This window comes from bacterium 336/3 (assembly GCA_001281695.1).
GTDB lineage: Bacteria > Bacteroidota > Bacteroidia > Cytophagales > Thermonemataceae > Raineya.
This window is the reverse complement of record LJIE01000001.1, coordinates 1,667,880-1,686,471: the sequence shown is the minus strand read 5'-3', so window position 1 is coordinate 1,686,471 and position 18,592 is coordinate 1,667,880. Positions and strand designations below refer to the sequence as shown.

At 34.2% G+C, this 18,592-nt stretch carries 13 protein-coding genes and 1 pseudogene; 8 read left to right on the top strand and 6 right to left on the bottom strand.

The features are described 5' to 3' along the window. The first annotated feature begins 41 nt into the window (after positions 1 to 41). The 6 genes from AD998_08010 to AD998_07985 all read left to right on the top strand — a co-directional run bounded on the left by AD998_08010 (position 42) and on the right by AD998_07985 (position 6,835). Entirely contained in the window at positions 42 to 1,343 is a 1,302-nt protein-coding gene (locus AD998_08010; GenBank protein KOY86097.1) for a hypothetical protein, read from the top strand. A gap of 4 nt (positions 1,344 to 1,347) precedes the next feature. Next, positions 1,348 to 2,484, top strand: coding sequence for a hypothetical protein (locus tag AD998_08005; GenBank protein KOY86096.1), 1,137 nt, complete (start codon positions 1,348 to 1,350; stop codon positions 2,482 to 2,484). A gap of 10 nt (positions 2,485 to 2,494) precedes the next feature. Beyond that, positions 2,495 to 3,724, top strand: a complete 1,230-nt coding sequence (locus AD998_08000) for a hypothetical protein (protein ID KOY86095.1) — start codon at positions 2,495 to 2,497, stop codon at positions 3,722 to 3,724. A 12-nt stretch (positions 3,725 to 3,736) separates the two neighbouring features. Then, positions 3,737 to 4,453 carry an ATP-binding protein gene (locus AD998_07995; GenBank protein KOY86094.1) on the top strand — a complete coding sequence of 239 codons (717 nt, stop codon included), beginning with the start codon at positions 3,737 to 3,739 and terminating at the stop codon, positions 4,451 to 4,453. A gap of 76 nt (positions 4,454 to 4,529) precedes the next feature. Continuing rightward, positions 4,530 to 6,224, top strand: coding sequence for a hypothetical protein (locus AD998_07990; GenBank protein ID KOY86093.1), 1,695 nt, complete (start codon positions 4,530 to 4,532; stop codon positions 6,222 to 6,224). Continuing rightward, positions 6,191 to 6,835, top strand: coding sequence for a hypothetical protein (locus AD998_07985; GenBank protein ID KOY86092.1), 645 nt, complete (start codon positions 6,191 to 6,193; stop codon positions 6,833 to 6,835). The genes AD998_07990 and AD998_07985 overlap by 34 nt, the downstream gene beginning before the upstream one ends. 31 nt (positions 6,836 to 6,866) lie before the next feature. Here AD998_07985 and AD998_07980 read toward each other — a convergent pair whose 3' ends face one another. The 6 genes from AD998_07980 to AD998_07955 all read right to left on the bottom strand — a co-directional run bounded on the left by AD998_07980 (position 6,867) and on the right by AD998_07955 (position 12,522). Next, positions 6,867 to 7,526, bottom strand: coding sequence for a succinyl-CoA--3-ketoacid-CoA transferase (locus AD998_07980; GenBank protein ID KOY86091.1), 660 nt, complete (start codon positions 7,524 to 7,526; stop codon positions 6,867 to 6,869). A 17-nt stretch (positions 7,527 to 7,543) separates the two neighbouring features. Beyond that, positions 7,544 to 8,359 carry a hypothetical protein gene (locus AD998_07975; GenBank protein KOY86090.1) on the bottom strand — a complete coding sequence of 272 codons (816 nt, stop codon included), beginning with the start codon at positions 8,357 to 8,359 and terminating at the stop codon, positions 7,544 to 7,546. Between the two features lie 104 nt (positions 8,360 to 8,463). Continuing rightward, positions 8,464 to 9,411, bottom strand: a complete 948-nt coding sequence (locus AD998_07970) for a thioredoxin reductase (GenBank protein ID KOY86089.1) — start codon at positions 9,409 to 9,411, stop codon at positions 8,464 to 8,466. A 170-nt stretch (positions 9,412 to 9,581) separates the two neighbouring features. Then, positions 9,582 to 10,220: a flavin oxidoreductase gene (locus AD998_07965; protein KOY86088.1), complete on the bottom strand. Its 639-nt coding sequence runs from the start codon at positions 10,218 to 10,220 to the stop codon at positions 9,582 to 9,584. A 27-nt stretch (positions 10,221 to 10,247) separates the two neighbouring features. Then, positions 10,248 to 10,643 carry a hypothetical protein gene (locus AD998_07960; GenBank protein KOY86087.1) on the bottom strand — a complete coding sequence of 132 codons (396 nt, stop codon included), beginning with the start codon at positions 10,641 to 10,643 and terminating at the stop codon, positions 10,248 to 10,250. 4 nt (positions 10,644 to 10,647) lie between these two features. After that, complete coding sequence (locus AD998_07955; protein KOY86086.1) at positions 10,648 to 12,522, bottom strand: ABC transporter; 1,875 nt, start codon at positions 12,520 to 12,522, stop codon at positions 10,648 to 10,650. Positions 12,523 to 12,959: 437 nt separating this feature from the next. Here AD998_07955 and AD998_07950 point away from each other — a divergent pair, with 437 nt between their 5' ends. Together AD998_07950 and AD998_07945 are read left to right on the top strand one after the other, a co-directional pair. Next, on the top strand, positions 12,960 to 14,042 hold the full coding sequence (locus AD998_07950; protein KOY88112.1) for a hypothetical protein: 1,083 nt from the start codon (positions 12,960 to 12,962) through the stop codon (positions 14,040 to 14,042). A gap of 3,996 nt (positions 14,043 to 18,038) precedes the next feature. Then, positions 18,039 to 18,341: pseudogene (locus AD998_07945) on the top strand (hypothetical protein). Positions 18,342 to 18,592 lie beyond the last annotated feature (251 nt).

The window sequence follows — 18,592 nt, the reverse complement described above, 5'->3', positions numbered from 1 at the left end:
TTCAAATTCATACAATTTTGTCTCATAGAAATAAAAAAAATATGAGACTTCTTTTTTTCATCACCTTGCTTTTTTTAGAAACTTTTTCGGCATTTGCTCAAAAGAGTTTCAACAGTTTGGATGCTTTACTCACCTACGCTCAAGAGAAAAGTATCACTTTACAGTCTAACCAAATTCGTTTGGAGCAGGCTCAAAAAGCCAAGTTAGCTGCCCTGTTGGGTACAATAGACCCTTTGGTGAATATCAATGGCTCTTTTACTGATAATACTCGTCTGCCTGTCAATATATTTCCTGCTGAAGCCTTTGGAGGGCAAGCAGGGACATTCAGAGAGGTACAAACAGGTGTACAATACAATACTGCTACCACACAAAGCCTAGATTTGAAACTTATCAATCCTTCGGGTTGGGAAAATTTGAAATTGGCTAAAATAAATATTCAGCTTACAGAATCCAACAACCAAATAACACTTAAAACATTACAAGAAAACATTGCAACCAGCTATTTTAACATCATTACACTCCAAGAACAACTCAAAAGTACCCAAAAAAACTTGGCTGTAGCAGACACGCTTCGCCAAATAGCCCAAAATAAATACGATTTGGGGCTTGCCAAACAACAAGATGTAAACGATACCAAAGTCAATTATTTAACCACTCAAGAAAATATTAAACAGATAGTTTTTTTAATCAATCAACATTATATCACTTTAAAAACGCTTTGTGATATACCTGATGATGAAACCATTGAAATAACACAAGATATTGATAGTCAAACCCCTGTACGTCCAGCTATCGAAACAGCCTCTTTGCAATTCAACAACAGTATTCTCAAAGAACAATATGCTTGGAGTAGTTTCAACCAAACAAGAAAAATGTCGTTGCCTACACTTTCTTTTGTAGCAAGTAATTCTTATCAGTTGTTCAATACAGAGTTTAAAATGTTTAACGGTAATTGGATAAACAGCAATTATATAGGCTTGAAGTTAAATTTTGCTTTACCCAATGCTACCCTCATTGCCAACAGAACACAAGCAAGCTACAATTATAAACTTGCTAAAAAAGCCACAGAACAAGCTAAAATTAAAACGGATTTGGAAACGAAGCAATTAGCCAACGATTTTGATAAAGCCACCTCTCAAAATATTACCAACAAAGATATTTATGGTTTGAGAGTAGATACTTACGAAAAAAACAAAAATTTATACACTCAAGGTTTAATCAGTTTAGACCAAACGCTCAATAGTTTTAATACAATGGTAAACGCAGAGTATAGTCTTATTTCTTCTAAAATAAGCATTTTACTTGCTCAAGCCAAAATAGATATTCACAATAAAATCAGATAGTTATATGAAAAAGCTTATGATATTTTCTCTTGTTTTAGGAATAGTTTCTTGTGGCAAAAAAACGGAAGAAACCAAACCTATTCGCAAAGATGTAACGGAAACCGTTTTTGCTTCTGGCATTTTAGAAGCCAAAGGTACATACAATCTTACAGCACAAATGGAAGGCTATTTAGTACAAATTAGTTTTGAAGAAGGCGATTTGGTAAAAGAAGGTAAAATATTGGCAGTAGTAGAAAATAAGGAAAGTAGTTTTAATACAGAAAGTGCTTCTGCATTGTATCAGTTGGCACAAAGCAACACACAATCCAACGCTCCTGCTTTGGCTCAAGCCAAAACTTCGATTGATATAGCCAAACAAAAAATGGAACAAGATGCTCTTCAAGAACAACGTTACAAAAAACTTTTAGAGAGTAATAGCATTGCAAGAGTGGAGTACGAAAACATTTCATTGGGTTATCAAACATCCAAAAGCAATTATGAGGCAGCTATCGAAAATTACAAAAGAGTCCAAAGAGATGCCGAGCAGCAACTTATCAATAATAAAGTAAGTAGAGATGTGAATACTGTAGTTTTAGGAAAAAATCAGATAAGAGCTGTTGTAGCAGGAAAAATTTACAAAAAAAATAAACAAGTAGGCGACTATGTACGCAGAGGCGATATAATAGCCACCATTGGCGATGCTCAACATATGTATGCCAAAGTGAATATTGATGAAAGCAATATTGCTAAAATAAAAGTTGGACAAGAAGCTGTTATTCAACTCAATACTCAGAAAAGTAAAAACTATATGGGCATTGTAACAGAGATTTACCCTTCTTTTGATGAGGCATCTCAATCTTTTATTGCCAAAATAGCTTTTAAAGATTCTTTAGATTTCAGAATCATCAATACACAACTCCAAACAAACATCATGACAGGTTTTCAGAAAAATGCCTTACTCATTCCTCGTAATTATATGGATTTTGGTGGCTTTGTGCAGATTAAAGGCAAAAAAGAAAGAACAAAAATCAAAACACAATTCATCAGTAGCGATTGGGTACAAGTGTTAGAAGGGATAGATGAAAATGCTGTTCTTATCACAGAAAATATTGCATCCAATCAGATAAAAACATCTGAAGCAGGTAGTTCACTCATGAAATAACTTAACTCTTATGAAACTAAGTATCAATTACGATATAGCCCTTACCCATATTGTTACTCGTAAAAAACAAACGTTTGTAGCAGCTTTGGGTGTAACCATTGGCGTAGCCATTTATCTTTTTATGAATTCTTTAAGCTCTGGATTTAGTAATTTCTCAAGGGATAATATTTTTCAGGCGAACGCTCATATCAAGATTTACAAGAATGATGAGCTAAGTAAACCTTTGCAAGAAAACTCAAAAGCCATTACAGTTATTCATAATCCACAAATTACAACAACGTCTAAAACCATTATTAATCCACAAGCCCTTTTGTATCGTGTAAAGCAAGAGCCTTATATTACAAATGCCCTTGTTCAGGTAGATTTTGCAGCTTTTTATAATCGTGGCAAAACGCAAATCAAGGGTTCAGGCAATGGTGTCAATATGCTTGAATACTCAAATATGTTTAACACCAATAAATACATGGTAGCAGGCTCTATCAACGATTTACAAGGAAACCTGAATGGTATTATCATTGGCAAAGGCATTGCAGAAAAACTAAGTTTGGGCTTGGGCGATAATATTACGGTTTCCTCTTCTTATGGTGTGAGCAAGGTATTGAGAATTGTAGGTATTTTTAATATGGGCAATAGTGTAATGGATGACAGCAGGTCTTTTGTGAATATCAGTACAGCCCAACAATTTTTAAAAGAAAACGCTTCGTTTGTTACAACTATTTATGCCAACACCATCAATGCTGATAAAAGTCTTGATTTTGTTGAAAAACTACAATCTCTGACAGAATACAGAGTAGAAGATTGGCAAACTACCAATGCTGATGTTATCAGTGGTGATAAAACTCGTAGAACCATGATGAATGCAATTTCTTTTTCTATTCTATTGGTAGCTTCTTTTGGAATATACAATATTTTAAGTGCTACTATTACACAAAAAATCAATGATATAGCCATACTCAAGGCTATGGGTTTTAGTGGTCGAGATGTAATTAAAATATTTGTTTCTGAGGCTTTTATTATGGGTCTTATAGGTACATTCATAGGTTTATGTTGTGGAGCAATTCTGATAACGATTATGTCTAATGTATATATGGGAGGACCTGTGGGTTATTTTCCTATCAAAATTGAGCCAGAACTATTTGCACAAAGCTTTTTATTGGGCGTATTCATTACGTTTTGTGCAGGTTACTTCCCTGCCCGAAAAGCTGCCAACGTTGATCCTGTTGAAATTTTTAGAAAATAAACCTTTACCACTATGAAAAATTTAGAGATAGTTTTGAGTACAAAAGGAATATACAAGTATTTTTATGAGCCTGTCAAGTTTAAGGCTTTGGATGATGTGAGCTTTCAGGCATACAGAGGGGAGTTTCTTACTTTGGTTGGCAAAAGTGGTTCAGGGAAATCTACTTTGCTGTATTGTTTGAGTACGATGGATACTCGTTATGAAGGGGAATTATATATTTTGGGTGAAAATGTTACAGGCAAAAAAACAGATTATTTGGCTGAAATCAGAAACCATCATATAGGCTTTGTTTTTCAATTTCATTATTTATTGCCAGAGTTTACTTGTCTTAAAAATGTGATGATTCCAGCGTTGAAATTGGGCAATAGAAGTTATGAAGAAGTGGAAGAAAAAGCATATCAAAAACTTGAAATATTGGGACTCAAAGACCAAGCTTTGAAACCAGCCTCTAAACTCAGTGGAGGGCAACAACAAAGAGTTTCTATTGCAAGGGCTTTAATTAATGATCCTCAACTGATTATGTGTGATGAACCTACAGGCAATTTGGATAGTAAAAATACGCAAATTGTGTTTGATATATTCAAGCAACTCTCACAAGAATTCAATCAGACGATTATTGCCGTTACCCATGACAATGATTTTGCAAAAGCCAGTGATAGAACGATAGAACTGGCAGACGGAAAGATTATTTCTCATCACAAAGATTTTGAGGTTCCTCAAATTGAATAAGGTTTTTTGCCTGAGAATGAATACTTTTTTTGATTTTTTAAGTAAAAATAAGTAGTATAGCTTTTCTTATTTTTTTATGAATGCTCAAACTACTTCCATTTATTCAAAGCTGAAAACTCTCATCAACAAAGACCAAGGATTCAATACCTTTGGAGCTGAAGATGGGCATCTTTTCAAACTCAATGAGCTTCTTTCGTTGGAGGCTCTGCAAGCATGGGAAACTCAGTACAAATTAAGTTTACCTACTGATTACAAAGATTTTCTGACACAAATCGCTAATGGTGGAGCAGGACCTTATTACGGGCTTTATTCGTTGGAAGCTGGCATGCAAGAGGCTGAAAATTTTTCGTATATCAATGAAACAGAAAGTATAAAAGAGCCGTTTACACTCGATTTTCCTATTTCTAAAACAGAAACAGACGATTTTATCAAATATTATTATCAGTGTTTAGATGATGGAGATGATGATGAAATCAAGTATTTTGATAGTATCACACCTCTTACTGGAGCTATTTTTTTAGCTGAATATGGGTGTGGATGGTCGTATTTTTTGGTTGTAAAAGGTGATTTGGCGGGTACGGTTTGGTTTCAGGGAGATTATTTGAGTCCTTGTATCCATGAAAACAGAATTTTAAATTTTGCCGAATGGTATGAAGAATGGCTTGATAAAAGTCTTGCTGATTTAGCTCCAGAATCTAAAAGTAGTGGTATATCTCCCAATAGCACCATTTTAAATTATGATGGCTGGCAACTCAAAGAAATTCCAAAAGAGATTTTGACATGTAAGAATTTAAAGAAACTTGTTTTTTCAAGAAATGCCTTAGAGCAGTTTCCTATGGAAATCTTAGATTTTGAACAACTCAGAATTTTAGATTTATCCATGACTCCTATCGTAGAAATCCCTGATGAGATTAAGAAACTAAAAAACCTGAAACAGCTCAAACTTAACTATAATTATACCCTAGATTTACCTGAAGGGCTTGCAGAACTCAAAAATCTTGAAAAGATTTTGATGTTTTACAGTTATAAACTTTCAAAAATTCCTGCTGTTATCACAAAAATGAAGAGTCTTAAAAGTCTTCATTTCAGTCATAGTCAAGAACTTAAATCTATACCTAAAAACATTGATGAGTTAGAAAATTTAGAACATTTATATCTAAATGATTGCCTTAAATTAAAGGTTTTACCTGAAAGTTTTGGGAAACTCAAAAATCTAAAATCTTTGTTTATAGGCTATACAGATATTCAGAAATTACCTGAAAGTTTCAAAGAACTGAAAAATTTGGAATATTTGGCTGTTGATGCAGAAAAATTGGATGTCGTGGATTTAGTAGAAAAAATAAAGGATTTGCCCAAATTGCATTATCTGAAAATTTCGGCACAGTTGGAGTATCCAGAAACATTGAAGCACCTTATATCTGTCAAAACACTTTTGGTAAGTCAAAACTATGATTTATGGAGAAAAGGGCATAAGGTTTTTCCTCTTCACGAAAACCTTACACTCATGCCCAATATCGAGGTTTTGGATGTAGTCAATAACAATCAAGCCAATGCCCTACCTCAAGGTATTGGCAATTGGAAAAATCTTAAATCGTTGCACATAGGAGCTACTGCTATTAGGGAGTTTCCTGATAGCCTTCAACAACTTGAAAATCTTTCAGAAATTGAAGGAAGTTTAGCAGAAAAAGAAGATAGTCATTTTGGTATTAAAATTGAGGAGAAAGATAAAGTAAAACAATGGTTTCCAAAGGCAAATATTTCTATTTGGTAGCCCTAACACCCAAAACTATGTTCAAATATGTCATCACTTTTTTCTTGTTTCTAACAATGGAAAATACAGTTTTAGCTCAGAATCAGTATTTTTACGAAGGTTTTTATATAAACTTTAGTAGTGAATGTTGTGGCATCAATCAAGATGGTTTGAAGCAATTAGAAACTTTAGAAAAAAATTATGCTCAATACTTTCAGAAAGCAACCATCAGATGGGGACGAGAAGGCGAAAGGCTTTTTATGTACACCAGTAAAGAGCTAAAATCAGCTAAATTTCAAGAGTTTGTTAAACAAATACATCAAACTATTCGACTCAAATACAAACTTGTAGATGTTAAAACGCTTTTTGAGTATGAAGTCAAAAAAGCTACTTTTTGGGTACACATTCCTCCTTTCAATCTCAATCAAGCCAATGAAGCAAAATGGATAGAATATGTCAAGGCTTTTGAGAAAGACAATAAAATTGAACTCTTGAAAGGCTCCATGATCAATGAAACTCATGATGAACAAGACCAAGACAAACGTTACGAACTGGACTTGAGTAAATTATCAGAAGAAAAAAGGAAATATTTGATACTACAATCACAAAAGATATTAACTAAAGAGCAATAAAAAAAGACCTGATAATCAGGTCTTTTTTTATTTATACTGCAATGTCTGGAATATCGCCCTCAATAATCAATTTACCTTCAGTAGCTGCCTTGATTTGGTCAAGACTTACATCAGCAGCTTTTTCAAGTAGTTTAAACCCTCCTTCTGGAAGTACCTCATATACACCCAATTCAGTAACAATTTTCTTTACACAACGAGTACCCGTCAGAGGTAATGTACATTTTGATAAGAGTTTGGACTCTCCTGCTTTATTTACTTGTTGCATGGCAACAATAATATTTTTGGCAGATGAAACCAAATCCATCGCTCCTCCCATACCTTTTACCATTTTCCCTGGGATTTTCCAGTTGGCAATATCACCATTTTCATCTACTTCCATAGCTCCCAAAATGGTCAAATCTACATGTCCTCCACGAATCATGGCAAAACTATCAGAAGAACTGAACAATGATGAACCGTCTACCATCGTAATAGTCTGTTTACCAGCATTAATCAAATCTGGATTCACTTCGGCTTCTGTGGGAAAAGGTCCTATTCCTAATAAACCATTTTCGGATTGTAAAACCACATTCATTCCTTCTGGAATGTAGTTTGCAACAAGTGTCGGTATTCCAATACCCAAATTTACGTAATAACCATCTTTCAATTCTTTGGCTATTCTTTTAGCAATTCCGTTTTTATCTAAAGGCATATTGTTAGTATTTAAAACTATTTAATATACAAATTTATTTCTTTTAGAGCTTCTAATGCACCTTTGGCAATACCTATATGAGGTTCTTTGATAGCATAATCTTTAGGGTTAATTCTAACGATTTTTGCCCCATATTCTGTTTTGAGCATTCTTGTTTTAATTCTAACTGTTTGTACATGAGGTCCTGAGCCTATTTCAAAAACAAGAAGTTTCTTCCCTTTATTTTTTTGTAAAAATGCTTGAAAACGTTCTTCTTGCTTTTTAGAGATTGTATTGATATATGTAAAATCTCTAAACATATACACATTAGGTCTTGCCTGTAAACTTGTTTTAGGTGAAACAGGAAAAACACCTTTGGCTATATTTTCTAAAATTTCGTCTCCAGACTGTTCATTTTTCCAGACCTCACCTTCTTTCTCAATATCCACAGCCTGAAAGTATTCAAGCGTACCATGTAACTCTCTGATTCTGTTTTCATCAAAATCTGCCTTCTGGAACATTCTGTCAATATTTGATGTCAGAATAAAATAATCTAAATGATATTTTTCTATCCATTCCTTTAAAATATCAAAGCCTTCATGAGGCTGAGTATTTTCATATTCTTTAATTCTTTGAGCAAAAAATCCCCAGCTAAAAGTCGGGTTTTCAATAAATGCTTGCGGATTTACTGTCTCAAAAATACTCTGTCCTGTCTCTGTTTCAACTTGTCCCCATTGTCCTCCATTTCCTCGATAATCAGCAAGCCCTGCATCAATACCCATTCCTGCCCCTGTACTGATTACCAAAGCTTCTGATTCTTCCAACCAATTTTTAACAGTTTCTAAATATTGCATTTTGAGTATTATCTTGTTTTCAAATATGCAACAATTCTATAAAAAAACAAACGCCAGCCAAGTAAAATTACTTAGCTGGCTGGTATATTTTATATTTTTGTTGATTAAGCTAATTCAGCCTCTTTGGTAGCCAAGTATCTTTCAGCGTCCAAAGCTGCCATACAACCTGTTCCTGCTGCTGTTACAGCCTGACGATACACATTGTCTTGAGCATCTCCACAAGCAAAAACACCTTCGATATTGGTACGAGTAGAACCTTTTTCTGTAATTAGATAACCACTTTCATCCATATCCAGAATACCTTTGAAAATATTTGTATTGGGCTGATGTCCAATGGCTACAAAGAAACCTGTAACAGGATAATCTTTTAATTCGTTTGTAACAGTATTTTTAATACGCATCCCTTCTACTTTATCTTCACCTAAAATTTCTTCTGTAACCGAATTCCAAAGAATTTCGATATTAGGTGTGTTTAAAACTCTTTTTTGCATAATTTGTGAAGCTCTCATCTGGTCTTTACGAACAATGAGATATACTTTTTTACAAAGTTTAGAAAGGTAGCTTGCCTCTTCGCAGGCTGTATCGCCACCACCTACTACTGCCACTTCTTGCCCTCTGAAAAAGAATCCATCACAAACAGCACAAGCAGAAACACCTTTGCTATTCAAACGTTGTTCAGATTCCAAACCTAACCATTTTGCTGATGCTCCTGTTGAAACAATTACTGTTTCAGCTTCAATAATAAAGCTGTCATCTATGGTAAGTTTATGTATTTCTCCTGAAAAATCTACTTTTGTAACTACTCCATTGCGTACTTGTGTACCAAAACGCTCAGCTTGGCGTTGGAAATCCATCATCATTTGAGGTCCTACTACTCCATCAGGATAACCAGGGTAATTTTCTACATCATTGGTAATAGTAAGCTGTCCACCAGGCTGACCACCTGTATAAAGCACTGGGTTCAATCCTGCTCTTGAAGCATAAATAGCTGCTGTATAACCTGCTGGTCCAGAGCCTATAATAAAACATTTTACTCGTTCTTTAACTTCCATTTGAATTTTAAGATTTTGACAATTTCTACACAATTTCTAAAGGCAAAACAAATAAATTTTCCTAAAAAGTTCAATGATATTCAAACAAAAGGATGAAAAACCTATAAGGTTTGGGGTAATGTATCTATAATTTTTCTTTGAAATATTTTGAAAACCTTATAGGTTTAACTCTAAAAAATACTCTGAATTTCCTGATTAGGTCTTGCATAACTGTATCGGGCTATTTCAGTAGCTTTGTAATAAGCATCCAATCCGCTAATTACAGCCGTTTGGGCTTTGGCAAGGTCTATAAAACCATCAGGACGGATGCAATCTTCCTGAATATAAAACTCCTGTACTTCGCCTATCATCAGATATACATCATTGGTTTTAATGTAAATCTCTTCCACAAATTTCAACCCAATTTGAATGTTTGCCCCTGTTAAGTAAGGTGCAAAAAAGTCATTTTTATATTCCTCTTCCAATCCACAAGCCTCAAACTCAGATACTTCTTTGGGGTATTTGGCTGAAGTCTGATGAGCCTGTTTTACAATACTCGTTTGAATATGATTGATGGTATAAAAACCTGTTTCACGAATGTTATCGTAGGTATGTCTTTCTACGGTGGTTGGTCGCATCACAAAGGCAATATGGGGCGGATTTGCTCCTAAGTGTACAAAAGAATTAAATACAGCTAGATTTGTTTGTCCCTGCGAATTTTTAGTACCTATCAGATTGGCATTTTTAAAACCAATCAGTGTATTCATTAAATTTCTGCGATAGAGTGTTTCTAATTCAGCTATTCCTTCTTTGGTAAAACGTTTTTGCATAAAAAGATGGTTTTGAGTATCTAACTCTCAAAACAATGGAATGTTTGTATCAAGAAAAAATAATTTCAAACCACTTCCCTCACTTAAAATCATAAGTGAGGGTCTTAAATTATGGAAAGACATTAAAAATATATCAAAATAACCTTTTGTATTAATACAATTCCATGTATAGTTTAAATGTGTTCCAATAAATTTAGATAATATATGAAGCTCATTGTCCTGTAATACTTCTTTTTTAGCATTATAAATACTAATTTTAATTTCATCATTATTTATAATAGGTTCAATAGACAAAGCTTTATTGTCCAAATAGAAAACTATTTTTTCTAAAACATTATGTTGATTGGGGTAATCCTTGTCTAAAAAAATTTCAATATTTTCTACTTTCTTACCTAATAAACTTTCCAAACTAAAAATCTCCATTATTTTACTCACTCAATTCTAACCAACGTATTTCTTTTTCATCCAAGAGGCTTGAAATCTGTTCAATTTCTTTAGCCCAATTTATCAAATCTTCATGTGAGCCTTCACCAACATTAAGTTTTTCCACTAATTGAGCTTTTTTCTGTTCAAGTTGCTTGATTTCTTTTTCTAAACTTTCAAATTCTTGCTTTTCTTTGAAACTTAGTTTACGTTTGGAAACACTGGCAGTGATTGTTGGTTCTATTTTAGTCTCTATTTTCTCTGATTTATTTTTTTCTTGCATTTTTTCTTGTTCTGTCTGTTCATCAAGCCAGTTTCTATAATCAGAATAATTACCATTAAAATCTTTGATTTTACCTTCTCCTTCTAAAATAAAAAGATGTTCAACCAATTTATCCATAAAATAACGGTCGTGACTAACCAATAACAAACACCCTTGAAAGTTTTCAAGAAATTCTTCTAAAATATTGAGTGTCTGGATGTCTAAATCATTGGTAGGCTCATCCAATATCAGAAAATTAGGATTTTGAATCAGTACTTGCATCAGTTGTAAACGTCTCTTCTCTCCTCCACTCAATTTTTCAATGGGTTTATATTGTACTTCAGGCGAAAACAAAAAACGATTTAGAAATTGTGATGCCGTAATGGTTTCACCATTACCTAAAGTTACTACTTCGGCTATTTCCTTGATAAAATCTAAAACTCTTTGTCCTTCTTGGTACTTGAGTTCGTCTTGTGAGTAATATCCCAACTTCACAGTTTCACCCAATTCGATAGTTCCTTGGTCTGGTGCAATCTGTCCAGTTATCATTTTGAGAAGTGTTGACTTACCTACTCCATTAACCCCTACAATACCTATTTTTTCACCTTTTTGGAATGTATAAGTTAGGTTTTCTGCTATTTTCTGAACACCGTATTTTTTATAAACATCTTTTAATTCTAAAATTTTATTCCCCAAACGACTTGTTTTTGTATCAATCTGAAGGTTTTGTTCTTGTTTACCTGATTGAGCCTTTTCCTGAATTTTATAGAAATTATCAATTCTATATTTAGCTTTTGTACCTCTTGCTTTGGGTTGTTTACGAATCCATTCGAGTTCTTTTCTGAAAAGATTTTTAGCTTTCTGGATTTCAGATTGTTCAATAGCCTCTCTCTCTGCTTTTTTCTCTAAGAAGTAACCATAATTTCCTTCGTAATGATAGATTTGTCCAAAATCGAGTTCTACAATTTTATTACAAACTTTATCTAAAAAGTATCTATCGTGACTAACCAGCAATAGAGACTTTTCAGACATACTCAATTGGTACTCAAGCCATTCAATCGTTTCTACATCCAAATGGTTGGTAGGCTCATCCAATATCAGCAAGTCAGGGTCGTCAATTAGGAAGTATGCCAAAGCTACTCGCTTTTTCTGTCCACCTGAAAGCTCTGAAATCTTTTTATCTAAATCATGGATATCCAGTTTTCCTAAAATCTGTTTAATTTTAATTTCATAATCCCAAGCCTGCAAATCATCCATCATTTCTAAAGATTTTTGTAAGGCCTCAGGCTTTTCTGGATGTAAAAGAGCTTGTTCGTAAGCTTTGATAGCCTTTTGTTGAGGGTTTTCAGATGTAAAAATAGTATCTGCAATACTTAGTTTTTCATCAAATTGTGGATTCTGGCTTAAAAATCCAATTTTCACATCTTTTCGAGTGGCTACTTTGCCCTCATCGGGCAATATTGAGCCAGTCAGTATATTCAAAAGAGTTGTTTTACCTGAACCATTGCTTCCTACTAAAGCTATTTTTTGCCCTTTTAAGACTCCCAATGTAACATTTTTGAGTAAATAACGGTCACCAAATTGTTTAGAAATATTATCAGCTGAAAGTATATTCATTGTTTCTTTTTTTGGGTGCAAGTTACGACTTTATCTTTTTTAACGCTTATAATTTTGTATGTATTTATGCAATTTCACCTTATTTCAAACGTTTTAATAAAAAGAGCCTTCTTACAAACTTTATCAATATGAAACGTTTATTTTCATTTTTGCTTTTCTTTTCCCTCAATACTGTTTTTGGACAAATGACTACAGACCAAACAGCTCAGTTTATCAAAGACAAAATGAATACAGGAGAGTTTTCTGCAATTTATGCCACACTCACCGAAAAATTCCAAAAACAAGTTCCTGCAACAGATTTTGAAGGGTTTAGTGCTGGTTTGATGCAAGCTATGGGTAAAATACAATCTATTACTCTTCAAAAACCTAATGAATATCTCGTAAAAGGAGAAAAGAAGACTTTTAAAATGCTTTTATACACAGATAAATCAGGTAAAATTGCAGGTTTGCAGTTTAAACCCCATACAGAACAAACCAAAGAAAAAGCTATCACCTCCAACCCTCTCCAAACCAATTTAGACAAGCAAATTGACGCATTTGTAAGCCCATTTATGCAACAGACTGGTACAATGGGTATGAGTATTGGCATTATCAGAGATGGAAAGATCTATTTCTATAATTATGGTGAAACCCAAAAAGGTAATAAAACTCTCCCAACCGAAAACACCATTTTTGAGATAGGCTCTATTTCAAAAACTTTTACAGGTAGTTTGCTTGCTATGGCTGTTGTAGAGAAAAAAATCAGTCTTAATGACGAAATTAACAAGTATCTACCCAAAGATATTCCAAAATTAGCCTTTAATGGGAAGCCTATTCTTATAAAGCATTTGGCAAACCATACATCAGGCTTACCTCGTATGCCCGAAGATTTCTTCCAACTTGCAGGCTTCGATGAAAAAAATCCTTATAAAAACTATACCAATAAAGAGCTTTTCGAATATCTCAAGAAACTAAAACTTACCAGAGAGCCTGAAAAACAACTTGAATACTCCAATTTAGGCGTGGGTTTATTGGGTGTTATTTTAGAGAGAGTGTATAAAAAAAGCTATGAAGAATTAATAAAAGAAAAAATTGCTTTGCCTTTAGAAATGAAAGACACTCATCTCAAAACATCTGAAAATCAGTTTACAAGATTTGCCAAAGGCTATAATGAAGCTACAGAGGAAAACAGTAATTGGGATTTTCAGGCTTTGGCTGCTGCTGGGGCTATTCGTTCAACGGTTTCAGATATGCTTTTATATACCAATGCTCAAATAAATACTTACAACAAACTTTTGTGGAGTAGTGCTTTTAATTTGGCTCAAACTACTACCTACTCTGCTAAAGAAGAAATAGGTTTGGGTTGGTTCAAAATGAAAAAAGATGTAAACACAATTCTTTGGCACAATGGAGGAACAGGTGGTTATCGTAGTTTTATGGCTTTCGATAAAAATAAAAAAGTAGGTATTGTCATACTCACAAACGCCTCCGAAGGTCCCGATAGTGTTGGTATTCAAATTATTGAATGGCTTTTAAAGTAGAATTTGCAAATTATTTTGGATGATTAAAAAAACACCCAAAATTTTTATTAATACATATATCAAAAAGAGAAAAAAATTGTATCTTCACTATTGTTTTTTATACAATATTTCACGCCAAACAAAAATTAGCACCTTTAATAAAGAAAAAATATTTTTTCAAAGCTAAAAACTTTTCAAAAACAGAAATCAGAACATTTTTTAGATAACAATTGTCTAAGTAGAGCTTCATAAGAAATTTATAAATAGTTACTTAATAGTTTTTTAAGGGATAAACACAAACACTTTCACTAAAACTTTATTTCCATGAATAAATTTACTTTTTTCTTGGTAGTTACTTCATTTTTTGGAGTTTCTATCCATGCTCAAACTCGTTTTGTATCTACTACAGGCAATGATACTGCCAACGATTGTAGTCTTGCGGGTTCTCCTTGTCAGACCATCAATCATGCAATTTCACAGGCTTTATCCAATGAAACCATACAAATTGCTGCTGGCTCTTACAATGAAAATGTTATTCTCAATAAATCTGTAAATATCTCTGGAGCTGGATTAGGTACTACTATTATACAAGGTAGCGGAACGGGCAATGGTATAAACTTTACAACTAATGTTAATGATATAACAATACAAGATATTACCATAACAGGTTTTGTAAATGGCTTAAATGCTACAACAGCTATTACAATCACAAACCTGAATATGCTAAATATAGCTTCTAATCAAAATACTACATATGGTTTTTTGGTAAGTGGAGCAAATATTACGGGTACAACAGGATTGGTCATTAGTAATTCTTTTTTTAACAATAATAATACTGTAGCTTCTGGCAGAGGTATATGGCTCCTTACTTCTAATGCCACTTATGGAGATATTACACTGAACAATACACAATTTAACAACAATGGTTTAGTTGGATTTGATTTAGGTCCCCACACTTCCATAAATAACTTGACTATTTCAGGTTGTGAAGCTCGCAACAATGGAGATGCTGGCATGAGCCTGTATAAAGGTAACGCCTCACCTGCTTCGTGCCAAATACTTATCACCAATAATATCATTGAAATGTCTGCTAACCAGCGTTTTGGAATGGAAATAAAAAACATGGTTGGTACTGGTAATCTTACAGGAAATGGGCGTGTGGTAGTTTCTGATAATCATGTATTCAAAAATGGTGTAGGCAATAACTCCAGAGATTATGCTGGGATTGCTGTTATTTGTCGTAGAGCTGGTACGGCAGCACTTTTGGAGCCCAGTGGTGTAGTCATCACAGGGAATACCATAGAAAATATACAGCCTGGAGATGGTACTTGTGGTACTTGTGCTGGTGTTATTGGCAATGGTTTTGGAATCGTAGCTGGAGGCGAAAATCACAAAATTATCAACAACCAAGTTACAGGTTGTCAGATTGGTGTACAACTTCAAGGAGGAAATACCAATGCAGGCACTGCTTCAGATAGCCCCTCTACAACTGGTAATGCTAATACCTTATATTTTGATAGAGACAATTCCATAAGTTGCAATGGTTCTATTGTCAGATACAATAACATTACAGCCTATACATCAAAATCCATTAGAAATATTCAAAATTCAAATTTCCTACCCAATAATGTTGTAGATTATACTGGCAATTTTCTTGGTGGAGTTACTTTTACTATTTCTGATATTGAAAGTCATGTCGTTTCTAACCCTGCTTTTGCTTCTTTTGCCTCAAGTCCCAACAACAATGCAGCTTTCAATCCTTGGGCAGCTACAGATTTAGATGATGTTGCTGGCACCAACTCACTCCAAAGAGGTGTTCAAATGAATAGTTCAAAAACTTACAGAGCTGAAGCAGATGTAACTACACGCATTACTACAGCTTTATTACCTATTCAACAAGGTATTAATATTGCAAACCCTGTTATTAAAGATATTTTAGACATCAGGGCTGGTAATTATCCTATTGCCACCATGATTACTATTGACAGAGCTATCACACTACTTGGTGATGGTGGTGGTACACGCCCCACACTCACCAACACCACAGACATATTGGCTGTACTTCAAGTAGCTGCCCAAAATATTACAATTGATAATTTACATTTAAGAATAATTGGGCAAACCACTGTAACTTTTCCAAGAAAATATGGCATTGGTGTAGCCAATCAGGGTGTATCGCTTTCTTATAATAATCTTGATATTAGAAATAATTTGATAGAAAACATTTCCTCTGGAGCTCTTAATTTCAATGCATTTGGTATTGGACTTTCAGAGGCTGGTAGTGGCTTTGCTATTGGCAACAATAATGTTAGCATCTCTAATAACACCATATTTTCAGGGGCTGGAAATGCTCTTTTTGGTCGTGGAGTACGAAGCGTTGGTAATTTTGGAACTATTAGTAATAATACATTTACAACGTTTTATGGTTTACAACTTCCCAATCTTTTTGGTGGTAACATGACTATAAGTGGTAATACTTTTAATGTGATTGGAGATGCAGGCATTGAAATCAATGTACCCGGACAACCCAATGGCACACATACCATCTCTAACAATACTTTTGCTACTGTTACTGCAACAAATCCATTTTCAATGATAGAAATTAAAGACAATGGTAATGCAAATGGAAGTACAACATCAGCCATCAATATCAACAACAATACTTTTACTGATGTAGTTAATTTTGGGGTATTTGTTGGACATTCAAGTAATATTAGTATCACAAATAATACTTTTACACCCATTACAGGCAATACTACGTATAATTTTGTGCATGTCAATACAAAATTCAGAACAACAGGAGCATCTGTAGCTGTTTCCTGTAACAATATTACTATCAGAGGCAATAATTTTAATGCAAATGCTAGTTTAGGAGGGACAAGCATTCTTTTTGCCAATCATCATTCAGGTGCTAATCCAGCTTTTACCAACGTCAATATAGGGGGAACTGGAGCAGGTGAAGCCAATAATTTTGCAAACAATATTGCTACATTTATCAGTTTAGACCCGCAAGCTGGGCTTTCTTCGGCAGTAGTTCCTGCCATCTGGACTGCCCCAGTAACTTCTACCATTGCCGTTGCCGAAAATTTTGATGCTCAATTTAATAACTTTGATGTTGGTTCAGGGCTACAATTACCTTCTGTGATGTCAAATCCAGATTTAATTTTATTAGAAAATAAAGTTAGTCATCGCATCGAATATCAACCTTTAGGTTTTGTTACAGTAAAAGTAAATCATGTTTTTGTTACTCAAAACAGTTTTTTAACACCTTTTACTACTTCACCACGCATACAACGAGGCACTGGCGTACCAACTACAGATGGCTTCACTATCAATGTAGAGGGTTTTACATATACTGATGATGTCACTACTATTCCTATTACAGCCTTTGATATGGATTTTGTACCCGTTGGAGCTACACCAGTCGTTACACCCAACTGGACAATGAATGGCGTAGCCAAAACACTTAATTTATTAGGAAATTTGAGTATTAGCAATCAAATTACTTTTACAGATGGCAATATTCAAACAAATGCTAATACCCTTATTTTTACTGCAACAGCCATAGACCCTGCTGTTAATCCTGCTACTGTAGGAGAGAAAAGTAATAGTCGAATTCTTGGGCAAGCCCAAACTGTTCGTAGTGTGGGCGTTGGAGCTTTTACATTTTTGGGTGTTGATATTCCTGCTGGAGCAGACTTGGGTGATGTAGATTTATTGCGTACTTCTGATGTTGCAGGCATTGTTACAACTCCATCTGGCATTTCTATTGCCTGTAATTGGTTCATTCAACCTCAATTTAATGTTGCCAGAAATGGTGTAAGCTTCAATTGGTTGCCTGATTTGGATAACGGTAAAAACCTAACAAATCTTTCTATCTGGCGTTTGAACCCTGCCCCAGGAGGTAATTGGGAGAAGAGAAGTAGTGATTTCGCTGATTCCTCAACGCCCTTACGCAATAGTATCGCTGTCAATGTAGCTGAGTTTTCTCAATGGACTATTAGCGACCTTGCCAATCCACTTCCTGTACAATGGCTTTATGTTCGGGCTACACTGAAAGAACGCACACAAACTCCCTTAGTTTTGTGGGCAACTGTTTCAGAAACAAATACTGCCTATTTTGATATAGAAAGAAGCCTTGATGGGATTACCTTTGAGAAAATTGGAAGAACAGAAGCAAAAGGCACTTCAAAAACTATCAAAGAGTATCTTTTTGAAGATAAAAAAGCTGAAGAAATAGGTAAAAACACCATCTATTATCGTTTACGTCAAGTAGATAAAAATAACCAGTTTAGTTATTCTCAAGTTGTCAGTGTTAATCTTTTTGCCAATTCAGACTTTATAGAAAATATCTACCCCAACCCAACTGATGGTATATTGAACATCAAAATACACCCAGATAATATTGGTAAAAATCTAATAATGCAGATATTTGATGTAAAAGGTACTAACTTAGGTTTTTACAATATTAAAGGTAACTTCAATCAAATTGATTTTCAAAAATTACCAGCAGGAATGTATTATTTGGTATTTTCTGATGAACAAAACACTAAAAGATACAAAGTGATTAA